The organism is Cellulophaga algicola DSM 14237 (genome assembly GCF_000186265.1).
Taxonomy (GTDB): Bacteria; Bacteroidota; Bacteroidia; order Flavobacteriales; family Flavobacteriaceae; genus Cellulophaga; species Cellulophaga algicola.
The window spans coordinates 994,165-1,007,121 of record NC_014934.1; the positions used below are offsets into that span (position 1 = coordinate 994,165).

Consider the following 12,957-nt stretch of genomic DNA (forward strand, 5'->3'; position numbering starts at 1 on the left):
AAATATATTAATTTTGTTGAATAATATAAAGACAACCGCTATTAAATCACAAAACAAATAAATGTCTTTTTTATTATCTATTTAATTACAGAAATTATGAATATTTTTAAAGGAACAAAGCTATATAGTATTTTTACAGGCACTTGCCCTGTCTGCCAACAAGAAAGCATGTATAAAGAAGCCAATCCATTCAAAATAATGGATACTTTAAAAATGAATGAGCGTTGCAGTCATTGTAATACCAAATATAAAATTGAACCTTCATTTTTCTTCGGAGCCATGTATGTAAGCTATCCTATAGGAATTGGATTTGCTGCAATAGCATTTGTTTTATCCTATTTAGTTTTTAAAATAGACATACTACCCACATTCTATATCATATGTGTCATAATGCTCTTTATGTTACCTGTAATATTACGTTTATCTAGAAACATTTGGATTAACTTTTTTAAGCATTACCAGAAGCAGACAAATCTTAATGCATAAAAAAAGGTTCTAAACAAAATGTTTAGAACCCCTATACTTTGTGGCAAATACTCGTTTTAGTTATTATTGCTTATTAATCGCTCTTCTTCTGTAGTTATTTTTAATTTCTATATACAATAGCCCCGATGCTACTATAGCACTCAACACTATAAATACAATTGGGTTGCCGTCTATAACTTCTAAACATAAATTAAATAAATTCTTCATCTTTCTACTTCTTACTATTATTTAGTTTTCTACTAGATACAAGATAAACGCAATAGTTGCTTTTTTAGTCCTTAAAAAAACAGAAAAAATTCTTAGCAGTAAACGAAGCCAAAAAATTCCGATAAACGACATATTCTCCCGATAAAGAGTTTTTCATGTAAACACCAGTTAACGAGCATATTATACACTTCATCTATCATTATGTCAATGACCGAAAAAAAGACCCTTTAACCGATAGATAGCTATCTAAAGCGTACATTATCACGTTCTTGTAGTTCCAAATCGAATGACATGAAATCTATTTTAACAGCTTTATTATTTGTATTTATCGGATTAAGCGCACAAGCTAATACGAGCAACAAAAAAGATGTTAAAGCAACTACGATCACTAAAACTGTAGTAACATTCAACACTTACAAGACTTCAACCGTAGGGATTTACTTAGACAAAAATCATAAGATCAAAAAAGAACTTTCTTTTGTAACTAAAGCTAGCAAAGCTAAATTAGCTTAATTCTTAAGTTTTACATTCTCTTAAATGCATTAAACATGTATTTGTTTGCGGCAAGCTCTTTTCTATATACGCTGTAATTTTACCTTCTAAAATAACGTTATGGAAAATATATTAGTAGCTGGTGCCAATGGTACTACAGGAAAAAAAATAGTAGACTTACTAAAACAATCACAATACTTTAATCCTATTGCAATGGTTCGTAAAGAATCTCAAATGGAACAATTTAAAGCGAAAAATATTGAAGTACTTTTAGGAGATTTAGAACAAGATATTAGCAATAGCACCCAAAACATTGATAAAGTAATATTTGCTGCTGGATCTGGCGGTAAAAAAGTGGTTGAAGTAGATCAAGAGGGCGCTAAGAAACTTGTAGACGCTTCTAAGGCAAACAACATAAAGAAATTTGTGATGCTAAGCTCTATGGGTGCTGATCAACCGGAAAAAGCTGAAAAATTAAAAGATTATTTACAAGCAAAGCATAATGCCGATGTATATTTAAAAAATAGTGGACTTAACTTTGCTATTGTACGTCCAGGAAGCCTTACAGACAATAAAGGTATTGGCAAAATAGTACTTTCAGAACATTTATCTCAAGAAGGAAACATCAGCAGAGATGATGTGGCACAAACGCTAGTTCGCGCATTAAACGACGATGTAGCGAACTATAAAACATTTGAAATATTAGAAGGCGAAACCTTAATTGGACAAGCTTTAGATACCGTAGGATAAATCTCTACTGTTCTATATCATTGGCAGAAAACCCTATGAGCTCATGTTCCTGAAATTCAGGTGTGAGCTCTATTGGATTACAACATACTTCACAATCTTCAATATAGGTTTGTTGCCGTACAGAAGTATCTAACAGCATTGAAATCTCCTCCCAGCAATACGGACATTGAAAAAAGTGTTCATACATATACTATAGATTTACATTTAACAACTGACCTGTTAATTGCAACAACTGCAACTCGGATAGTTTAGCATCATATTTTGCTAAATTTTTATTGGTCTCTGCATTCAACAAATTAATCTGAGCCTGTCTAAATTCAATTGACGTTATTCTACCCATTTGAAACTGCTCTTTTGAGCGTGCAAAATTATTTTCATTAGTAATTACATTCTGCTCTTGAATCTGATATATCTTTAATAAATTCTCATAAATAGTTTTAGCATTTTGGATATCTCTTTCTACCTCTACTCCTAGCTGTTGTTTTACTATTTCTTGATTCTTATAGGCGATTTTTGCATTTTTAACGGTCACAGCGGTACTCCCTCCATCAAATAAATTCCATGTTAAACTTGCTCCTAATCCTAAATTATAACTATCTCTATTACTGCCCGGTATTACTTGCCCGGGAATAAATGAACTAGCAGCGCTTTGATTTAAATTCCAACCATACGAACCTGTTAAACCTAATGCTGGCAAATAACCAGACTTACCAACCTTGATATCATACTCATTAATTTTTAGGTTCTTTTCGGCTTGCAGTAATGAAACGTTATTTTGCTTAGCTAATGCCATATGATCAGTTAATTCTATACTTGGGGTAAAAACCACTAATGTATCTACTTGATATGCTTTATTTAGATCTTGATTAAGCACTACATTCAAGTCTCGTTTTGCATTTACCAATTGTTGTTGCACATTTAAAAATGAAATACTATCATTTGTTACGTCTACTTGAGCATTTAAAATATCAAGCTTTGTATTCTGCCCATATTCAAAAGAGTACTCAGCTCTTATATAGCGGTCTTTTGATATTTCTAATGCCTGTTTTAAAACATTAGCATTTTCGGTTAACTGTGCTACCTGATAGTAAACACTAAACAGCTGTACTATAGTATTTTCAATTGTTTCTCTAGCCTGTAATTCGGTTAATTGATATTGTTCTTTTAGCTGTTTATAGGTATAAAACCTACCCAAGCCATCAAACAATGTGTAGTTTAAGTTTAACCCTGCATTATAGGTTTGCGATTCTGCATGATTTATTTCCAAATCTGCCCTAGAAGTAACTCCATCAGCTTCAAACTGTCCAGGATATCCCGTATTACTATTTAATTCGTTATAATTTGCTCCTGCAACACCCGTTAAGCTTGGCAAATAACCCGAATTTAAAATACTCCTATTATTATCTGCTACTTCAACTTGATTCTTCGCAATTTTAATTCCAAAATTATTTTCTAAAGCAATTGAAATTGCAGCTTCTTTAGTCAAAAGGTTATCTTGAGCAAAAAGTCCGCCATAAAAGCCAAAAAATAATATAATATATAGTTTCTTCATTACTAATTATGCTTTACTGACTATTTTAAATGTTTTTCCTCTTCTTGTTCTTTGATAGCTCTTTCTACTTCTTCCTTAGTGATATCATCACCTGTAATTAACCATTTTGTAGTTACTTTTAGCTTATTACTAAAGGCTAAAAATAATGGTAACATTAGCAATGTTAATATAGTAGCAAAAGCAATACCATAGGCTATTGAAATTGCCATTGGTTTTAAGAACTGTGCTTGTCTGCTTTTTTCTAAAAGAAGTGGTGCTAAACCTGCAATGGTTGTTATTGAAGTTAAAAATATGGCTCTAAAACGTGATCTCCCTGCCTCAAAGATCGCATCATCAAACTTCATCCCTTCTTTTAAGTTCGTATTAAATTTTCCTATTAAAACCAATCCATCGTTCACCATAATACCAATTAAGGCAATAATACCTAATAAAGAAAGTATGTTTACCGGAAAACCATGTATCCAATGTCCCCATGAAACTGCTGGCAAACAAAATGGAATTAATAGTAACAACATTAATGGCTGACTAAAACTACGGAACGTAAATGCTATTGTTATATATATTAAAGCCAATACGGTTAACCCAACTAAGCGCAATGAATCTGAAAACTTTTTGGCTTCCCTATTTTGTCCTTCATAAGAAGCAGATACGGACGAATATTTAGACTGAATATCAGGCATAATATTATTCTGAATGTCTAACATTACATCAGTAGCACTTGTTTCTTTACTATTCTTAAGATCTGCAGTAACCTGTATTTCTCGCTGCCCTTCTAAATGGTTTATAGCCACATCACCACGTTCAATAGTATAGCTTGCAATCTCTTTTAATGGCACTCTGCTACCGTCTGGTGTATTAATTCTCATTTCATCTAAATCTGTAATAGAAGATCTGTTTTCTTTGTCATAACGCACCCAAACCCTAATCTCATCTTCTCCACGCTGAAAACGTTGTGCTTGCACGCCAAAGAACCCTGATCTAATCTGCGTCATTACAGTTTGCAAGTCTAAGCCTAACAAATAGGCATTTTCTTTTAACTCTAGCTTTATTTCTTTAATACCTGCGGGGTCATTATCCGCAACATCTTTTAAAAGTGCATTATTAGCTAAAGCTGCTTTTAGTTCTTTTTTAGCCTCTTTTAATTCATTAATATTATTACTTAATAAAGAAACAGCAATAGGATTACCTCCAAAATTACCTCCTGAACCATAAATTAAGCTCTCTACACCTATTACGGGGCCAACAAGTTCTTGTAGCCTATTTGTAACTAGCTCAGAACTTATAACGTCTGGTCTTTCTTCTCCAGGCAAAAGATTAATAGCTAATGAAGCGGTTGATGTTCCTGGGCCTACTCTTTTAATTAAATTATCAAACAAAACTTTATCAGTTCCTTTTAAATACTTTTCTGTAAATTCTTCATTCACAATTTTCGCCTTACTTTCTATAAGTGTTATAATAGAATCTGTAATAATAGCATTAGTTCCATTAGGCATTTCTAAACTTACTGAAACACGGTCACTAGCTACATTTGGAAAAAAAGCAGTTCTAATTATTCCTGCTCCTACAGAACCGATTGTCAATGATAAAGCAATAGCAAAAAATGAAAAACTAAGTATCTTATATTTTAAAGTGAATTTTAAAACTGGAGCATAAAAATCATCTCGCATCCAATTCATAAAGCGATCTCCTGCTTGGTTAATTACGCGTAGTTTAGCAAAAGCCTGGCCTAACTTAGTCTTAGGCTTATCTTCAATAGTTTGCAATGCTTTGGAATGTGCTAAATGGGCAGGCAAAATAATTAAAGCTTCTACTAAAGAGATTACCAATGTTAACAGTACAATTACGGAGACTTCACTAAAGACATCTCCTATTCTACCATCTAAAAACAAAAACATTGAAAAAGCCAGCATTGTTGTTATAATTGCAGATACAATAGGTGGTACTACTTCTAATGTTCCATCAATAGCAGCTTGTATTGGCGATTTTCCTTTTTCATAATGTTGGTATATATTTTCTGCAATTACAATTCCATCATCAACCAAAATACCAATTACAATAATCATCCCGAAAAGGGAAAGAATATTTATAGTAACGTCAAAATATCCTGCAAAAATAAACATCCCTAAAAAAGAAATAGGGAGACCAAAAGCTACCCAAAATGCCAAACGTGTATTTAAAAATAAGGATAAGAAAATAAGAACTAACAACATTCCTTGCCAAGCATTAGTAATTAGAAGTTGCGTACGCTGATTTAGAGTTATTGATTGATCCCGAATAACATCTAAATGGACATTATTATATTTCTGATTAAAATCTTCAACATATTCATTCACCCTTTCTGCAGATGTCGTTAAATCTTCAGAATTTGTATTCGTGATCGCCACAGATACGGATAAGTTGCCGTTATAGTAAGAGGCATTAGGCGATTCTTCAAAACGATCTCTAATAATCGCAACATCTTTTAGTCTAATGATCTGTCCAGAAGGGCTCGCTTTAATTATCAAATTAGTTATTTCATCCCCATAATAAGATCGGTTATTGGCTCTAATTAAAAATTCTTCAGTATCGGTTTTAATATTCCCCCCTGTGACTAAAATATTTGCATTAGAAACTGCTGCTGATACATCACTAAATGAAATGCTATACGCTAATAAACTATTTTCATTTACTGCTATTTCTATTTCCTCATTAGGGAAACCAGAAATTTCTATCTGAGAGATTCCATCTATAGCTCTTATATCATTTTCAATTTGCCTTCCTATCTGCTTTAATGTAACGAGTGGAATATTTTCCCCACTAATTGCAAAACTAATAGTTTCTCTAATATTTTCATTTTTGGCAACCACCAAAGGCTCCATGCCTGTTGGAAAAGAAGGAACTCTATCTACCGCATTTTTTACTTCTAAAAGCATAAAATCAATATTCTCCCCTTTTTCAATCTCAACACTTATAGAACCACTATTCTCACTAGATTTAGACGTAACTCTATCTACTCCTTCTAGTCCCTTTAAATTGTCTTCAATTTTTAAGACAATCCCTTCTTCAATTTCTTGAGGAGATGCACCTGGATAGGCAATAGTTATAGATATTACACTAGAATCTACTAATGGAAAGAATGACGACTTTAGAGACATTACCCCCACAATACCAAATACCGTAATGGCTAAAAGAAAAACGGAGACAGCTACATGGTATTTAATGAAATATGTTATAATCTTTTTCATTAGTTCCCTGCTTTAACTTTGTTATCCATTAATTTCTTAACTAACATTCCTGCGTAAGCACCTACAACAGGTTTTGAAACAATGGTTTCGCCATCAGGAACGTTTTTTAAAACTACAGTTTTATCTGAAAAATATATTGGAGTTACATCTATAACATCTAATACACTGTCATGAATTACGAAAATTTGATCATTTTCTAAAAGTAAACCTCTAGCTACTTCTATTGCATTTTCTTCTTTCTTAGCATTTAGTTTTGCCTCTAAATACATTCCTTCTTTTAATCCTTTATTTTTTATCTCTATAAAAGCTTTTATTGTTTGAGATGCCTGATCAACATTCCCATTTATTCTAGTGACAATTCCGCTATACTCATTTGTCTTATCAAGATTTATTAAATGTACCGTTTCACCAATTTGTAATAAATCGCTATATGTTTTTGGTATGGACACTTCAAGCTCATACACATCCGTATTAATAAACTCCCCCAATTTTTGACCAGTTCTCACGAGCGTGCCCTCATTAACCAAAGCCTCCGTTAAAATACCGTTGAAAGGAGCTGATATTCTGTATTTGGCCAAACGTTGCTCAAGAGTTTTAACATCATAATAGCTAGTCAAGATTCCTCTACCTGTAATAAAGTATTTTTCTTTATCAGTGGTCATTTCTGGTAATACCGCTATAGTTTTGTTCATGTCAAACGCACTCAAATATGCTTGCCATTTACTATATATTTCAGGATAGTCTAACCTTAAGTCTGGCATTATAGACGTTAAAAGATTATATAAGTTACTTTTTGCTGATTGAACTGTAGCGCTATATTCTGCAGCATCAATACGTATGATTGCCTCTCCTCTGTTATAACTCTCACCTGTTTTAAAAAGTTTGCTGCCTTTTTTAAAAACTCCTTGTACCTCGGCATAAAGCTCTACACGCCTTTTAGCAACAACATTACCATGCGCAGAAATTACAATTGGAATTGTACCATTGATAACCTTTGAAGCAAAAACAGTTTTTATTACTTTTTCTGGTTTAGGTTTTTTTTCATTTTTATTGTTTATTAATGTTATGGCTGCGAAAACAGAAAGTGCAATTAGGACAATGCCTATAATAGATAGTACTATTTTTCTCATAATTAAATTGGTAGCTTGGAATGGGGTTAGACTACAAAACTATTCAATAGTTTAATTTCGTTTAGTTAAACATTTCTTAAAAAAACCTCAACAGCCTTTTGTTTTCATATCAAAAAAAAGGGCACTATAAATAGCACCCCTTTAAAATAATTATATATTTTTTATCTTATTCTAATTTCAACTCTTCTACTATGGGCTTTAATACTGGTACCAGCTCTAACTCTACTAATTCTGCTCCTTTTTGTAAGCCTACACTATCCGTATTTAAAGTAATGAGTCGCTCTTTATTAAGATTCTTTAAATTTTCAAAAGAGACAAAATTATTCCCTTGAAGTTGTAAGTATTTTAAATCTCCCAATCCTTCTATCCCCTTAGGAACAGGGCCACTAAATTTATTATAAGCAAGTGTAAGTTCATACAGCTTTGGTAATTTATCAAAATTTAAAGCTATAACCCCGCTCAATTTATTCCCAAACAATCCCAAAACCTCCAAATTATTCAAGGCTTCGAAAGATAAAGGTATGGTCCCTTCCAAATAATTACCTGAAAGATTAATTATTTTAAGGTTTTTAATCGTTCCAAGACTTTCAGGAATTGGACCAATAAATGCATTATTATATAAAGAAAGCACTTCTAATTTTTGCAATAAACTAAACTCACTAGGTATCTTGTTTTTTAAATTATTCATTTCAAGACTAATCTCCTTTAATTCTATAAGACCTAAAACTTCTATGGGAAAATTACCTTTTAAGTTGTTCAATGATAAATCTAATACCTCTAGTTTTTTTAATGCTGCCATTTCTTTAGGTAGGCAACCTGTAAGGTTATTTCTTCCTAAGGCTATTGAAACTACGTGATGATCGCTGATTTTTATTCCATACCAATTTTCTACAGGTTCTGAAATATCCCATTGAATATTCCAATTAGCTCCATTAGTAGCTGTAAACAATGATAATAATGCGTTCTTTTCATCTTCAGGAACTTGGGCCTTGGAGATAAAACAATAAGAACACAAGAAAACAAATAATACTTGTTTGTTTATTAATCTCATGATTTGGTTAATACATTTAAACGATAGGCTTGGTTGTAATCACCTTTCATTTATGGTTTATAAATAGGTTACGTATTAGCTATAACGTAAAATCGTTATATTTATGATAAATGTATAAAAAAAGAGATACTATATAGTATCTCTTTTTAATTAACTTAGTTTATTATTTTTAATTATTGGTATCATCCTCAAATTTAGTATCGGCCATTCTTGTTGTATATTTTTTGATGTCTTTAAAATCTGGAGCGGTTTCAATTTTTTCATTGTCAAAATCAAACACCAATAAGCTACTCACTTTTAAGGAATAGATATCTTCAAAAGAATCAAATCCGTTATTCTGTATTTGAAAAATTTGTAAGCTTGCTAATTGACCTACCTCTTTAGGTATTGCTCCATTTAATTGATTATTAGCTAATACTAATTCTTTTAAATTTATTAAATTACCTAATTCAGAAGGTAGTTCTCCTTCTAGCCTATTCTCAAATAAACCTAAGGACTCTAATTGGTCTAACTTACCTATAGATAAAGGTATAATCCCCTTTAAGTTATTACTGGATAAATTTAGAGTTCTAAGTGCTTTTAAATCCCCTATACTATTTGGTATTTCACCTGATAAAAAATTATTGAAAGCGGTTAATTCTTGCAACGCAGTCATCTGACCTAAGTTTTCTGGTAAAGACCCCTTCAATCTATTCATTTCTAATTTTAGAATTTCAAGATTTTGTAAAGTACTAATCTCTAAAGGTAGCTCCCCTGTTAATTGATTGAAGGCTAAATTTAATTCCTTTAGATTTTTGAATGTTCCAATACTCCCAGGCAACACACCACTTAAATTATTGTGAAACAGATTAATCTTTACGACTCTATCATTCTTCACAGAAACGCCATACCAAGTAGTCACCGGACTATTTAAATCCCAAGTATGATCCCAATCTTGGCCACCGGTTTGCGTATACAAATCAATTAAAGCCTCTTTTTCTACTTTAGAAATCTCAGCATAAGAATTAAAACTTATACATACTGCAATTATCAAAAATGTTTTCATCATCCTTTTCATACTTATGATATTTTATATCCTATTAATTATCTTCACCATCTTCAAACTTAGTCTTTGCCGTACGTGTATTCGAGTCTAAATAAAGGTCTTTTAAATTCCGTTTATTATATGATGTATTTGTATTGCCATCAAAATCAAAAACTACCAAACTAGATGCTGCAGATGAAAAATCTGTAACAAGATGTATCTCAAAATCATTTTTTTGAATCTGCAATACTTCTAAGTTTTTCATCTTTAATATTTCAGACGGAAATTTGCTTGAGAAATAATTATCAGCAATCACCAACGTTTTTAAGCTTTTTAGCGTACTTATATTTTGAGGAATATCTCCTTTTAAATTATTTTCTGATAACTCTAACCGTTCTAATTTTGATAAGTTAATAATAGATACCGGAAGTTCTCCTTCTAAATTATTATTTGAAAGCGATATTACTTTCAAATTTTCTAAAGAGCCTAGTATTTCAGGTAGATTTCCTGAAATATTGTTATTAAAAAGATCTAAATGTTCTAGTTTTCTCAATGCTCCTATTTCATTAGGAATAGCACCTTGTAATTTATTTTTCCCCAATCGTAATACTTCCAGATTTGCTAATTGAAACAAACCAATAGGTAGATTTCCTTCAACACGATTAAAGGCTAGATTCAATATTCTTAAATTTTGCAAATTACCAATACTTACTGGTAAGCTTCCTGTTAGATTATTATTAAATAAAGTAATTGAAATTACGTGGTTGTTTTCGATTATTACACCCGCCCAATTAGTTACATTACTAGATAAATCCCACGAGACTTTCCAATGCTCACCATTAGTGCTCTCATATAAATCTATAAGTGCTTTTTTTTCTGCTCTAGGAATGGCAAATGTAGTCGTTGTAAAAAACAAAATAACTAGCAGTGATCTCCAAATTTTAATCTTCATACCTTATATTTAATAAAATACCCCTATAACAAGTATAAGAATACTCTTACAAATTTATGCTAATATGCCGTATGTTGTATAAGAATTCGATGAACTACATGTAAATCATCCAATTACGTTGTGAAAACACGATTATGTGTAGTAAATGGATGATAACCTGTAAAAAATATTAAGAAAGTTCTTCTAATTTTAGTGTAATGTCCTCCCATTGCTCCATTAATTGCTTTAAAGTCTTCTTCTTTTTCTCATAAGAATCAAAAAAACCTGGCTTTGCAATAGTGGCATCATAATGGTTTAATAAGTCTTTATCTATTTGTTTAATTTCCTTCTCTAATTGTGAAATATTACTTTCAACTGAACTCAATTTATTGTTAAGGGACTTCAGCTTTTTTTGGTCCTCATAACTCACTTCTTTCGTTACAGACTTTTTCTCCTTTTTAGAAACTTTAACTTGTTTTTTCTCTATTTCTCTAAAATCCTCAACCTTACGTTGTTCTAAGTAAAAATCTATATCACCCAAATACTCTTTTATTGCACCATCTTTAAATTCATACACATTGCTCGTAAGACCTTGTAAAAAATCTCTATCATGAGAAACAAGAATTAAAGTTCCTTCAAAACTCTGTAGTGCTTGTTTTAACACATTTTTAGATTTTATATCTAAGTGGTTGGTAGGTTCATCCATCACCAAGACGTTAAAAGGCTGTAAGAGCATTTTAGCTAATGCTAAACGGTTTCTTTCTCCACCAGATAATACTTTCACATATTTATCTACCTCGTCTCCTCTAAATAGAAAAGAACCCAAAATATCTCTTACTTTACTCCTATTGGTTTCATTAGCCGCATCAATCATCGTATTTAGTATGGTTTTATTACCATCTAAATATTCTGCTTGATTTTGAGCAAAATATCCTATTTGCACATTATGCCCTAGTTTAAGGCGACCTTGATGTTCTATATCTCCAACAATAATTTTAGCTAATGTTGATTTACCTTGTCCATTCTGCCCAACAAAAGCGGTCTTAATATCGCGTTCTATTAGTAAATCTATATTGTTTAATACTTCTTTTTCTCCATAATGCTTAGATAAATCCTCAATTTCAATCACAACCCTACCTGGAACAACTGATATTGGAAATTTTAAATTCATAACACTATTATCATCTTCATCTACCGCTATACGGTCTAGCTTATCTAGCTTTTTTATTAAAGATTGTGCCATTGTTGCTTTAGAAGCTTTTGCTCTAAATTTCTCAATTAACTTTTCTGTCTGTTGTATTTGTTTTTCCTGATTTCTTTGCGCACTTAATTGTTGCTCTTGGATCTCTTTACGAAGCACTAAAAACTCTGAATATGGTTTATTATAATCGTAAATTCTCCCTAAAGAAATCTCTATAGTTCTGTTCGTAACATTATCTAAGAACATTTTATCATGCGATACAATTGCTACGGCACTTGAGCTAGATCTTAAAAATTGTTCTAACCAAATAATAGATTCAATATCTAAGTGGTTGGTAGGCTCATCTAAAAGCAAAACATCGTTATTCTGAAGTAATAATTTCGCTAATTCTATCCGCATACGCCATCCTCCTGAAAACGTATCGGTGAATTTGTCAAAATCTTCTCTTTTAAAACCTAATCCTAATAATATTTTTTCTGTTTCTCCCTGGTAGTTATACCCTCCTAAAATTTCATAGTGATGGGTTATATCACTCAAATCTTCAATAAGCTTGGTATACCCATCACTTTCATAATCGGTACGTTCTGCAAGCTGCTGGTTGGTGTACTCTAATTGTTTTTCTAAAGCTATAATTTCCTCAAATGCTTGATATGATTCTTCTAAAACAGTTCTGCCCAGTTCAAAATCTAAATCTTGCTTTAAAAAACCGATACGAACTTCTTTATCTGAAGCTATAATCCCTGTATCTGGTTGCATTTCTTTAGACAAGAGTTTTAACAAGGTAGATTTTCCTGCTCCATTTTTACCTATTAGGCCAACTCTATCGCCAGTATTTAAGCGAAATGAAATTTCTTCAAATAGATATTCGCCAGCGAATGAAACAGAAAGATTATGAATATTAAGCATTTA

The 12,957-nt window shown here is 31.7% G+C and carries 12 protein-coding genes; 3 read left to right on the forward strand and 9 right to left on the reverse strand.

What is annotated here, in order from left to right:
• The first annotated feature begins 96 nt into the window (after positions 1–96).
• Complete coding sequence (locus CELAL_RS04290) at positions 97–486, forward strand: DUF983 domain-containing protein (protein WP_013549683.1); 390 nt, start codon at positions 97–99, stop codon at positions 484–486.
• Between the two features lie 63 nt (positions 487–549).
• On the opposite strand, the gene CELAL_RS22310 is transcribed toward CELAL_RS04290, so the two are convergent.
• A complete protein-coding gene (locus CELAL_RS22310; RefSeq protein WP_013549684.1) occupies positions 550–693 on the reverse strand; it encodes a hypothetical protein in 144 nt (47 codons plus the stop codon).
• A gap of 291 nt (positions 694–984) precedes the next feature.
• On the opposite strand from CELAL_RS22310, the gene CELAL_RS04295 reads away from it, so the two are divergent.
• Entirely contained in the window at positions 985–1,206 is a 222-nt protein-coding gene (locus CELAL_RS04295; protein ID WP_013549685.1) for a hypothetical protein, read from the forward strand.
• Between the two features lie 99 nt (positions 1,207–1,305).
• The gene (locus CELAL_RS04300; RefSeq protein WP_013549686.1) at positions 1,306–1,935 is read left to right on the forward strand and encodes an SDR family oxidoreductase; all 630 of its coding nucleotides are present in this window, start codon (positions 1,306–1,308) and stop codon (positions 1,933–1,935) included.
• Between the two features lie 4 nt (positions 1,936–1,939).
• Here CELAL_RS04300 and CELAL_RS04305 read toward each other — a convergent pair whose 3' ends face one another.
• From CELAL_RS04305 to CELAL_RS04340, 8 genes are all read right to left on the reverse strand, one after another.
• Positions 1,940–2,122 (reverse strand): CPXCG motif-containing cysteine-rich protein, encoded by a 183-nt coding sequence (locus CELAL_RS04305; RefSeq protein ID WP_013549687.1) that lies wholly within the window; start codon positions 2,120–2,122, stop codon positions 1,940–1,942.
• Positions 2,123–2,125: 3 nt separating this feature from the next.
• The gene (locus tag CELAL_RS04310) at positions 2,126–3,487 is read right to left on the reverse strand and encodes a TolC family protein (RefSeq protein WP_013549688.1); all 1,362 of its coding nucleotides are present in this window, start codon (positions 3,485–3,487) and stop codon (positions 2,126–2,128) included.
• Positions 3,488–3,507: 20 nt separating this feature from the next.
• A complete protein-coding gene (locus CELAL_RS04315) occupies positions 3,508–6,711 on the reverse strand; it encodes an efflux RND transporter permease subunit (RefSeq protein ID WP_013549689.1) in 3,204 nt (1,067 codons plus the stop codon).
• Positions 6,711–7,841: an efflux RND transporter periplasmic adaptor subunit gene (locus tag CELAL_RS04320; RefSeq protein ID WP_013549690.1), complete on the reverse strand. Its 1,131-nt coding sequence runs from the start codon at positions 7,839–7,841 to the stop codon at positions 6,711–6,713. Before CELAL_RS04320 ends, CELAL_RS04315 begins: the two co-directional genes overlap by 1 nt.
• A 166-nt stretch (positions 7,842–8,007) precedes the next feature.
• A complete protein-coding gene (locus CELAL_RS04325; protein ID WP_013549691.1) occupies positions 8,008–8,892 on the reverse strand; it encodes a hypothetical protein in 885 nt (294 codons plus the stop codon).
• Positions 8,893–9,061: 169 nt separating this feature from the next.
• Entirely contained in the window at positions 9,062–9,940 is an 879-nt protein-coding gene (locus CELAL_RS04330; RefSeq protein WP_148229651.1) for a leucine-rich repeat domain-containing protein, read from the reverse strand.
• A gap of 31 nt (positions 9,941–9,971) precedes the next feature.
• Positions 9,972–10,868 carry a leucine-rich repeat domain-containing protein gene (locus CELAL_RS04335; protein ID WP_013549693.1) on the reverse strand — a complete coding sequence of 299 codons (897 nt, stop codon included), beginning with the start codon at positions 10,866–10,868 and terminating at the stop codon, positions 9,972–9,974.
• Positions 10,869–11,037: 169 nt separating this feature from the next.
• On the reverse strand, positions 11,038–12,954 hold the full coding sequence (locus CELAL_RS04340) for an ABC-F family ATP-binding cassette domain-containing protein (protein WP_013549694.1): 1,917 nt from the start codon (positions 12,952–12,954) through the stop codon (positions 11,038–11,040).
• Positions 12,955–12,957 lie beyond the last annotated feature (3 nt).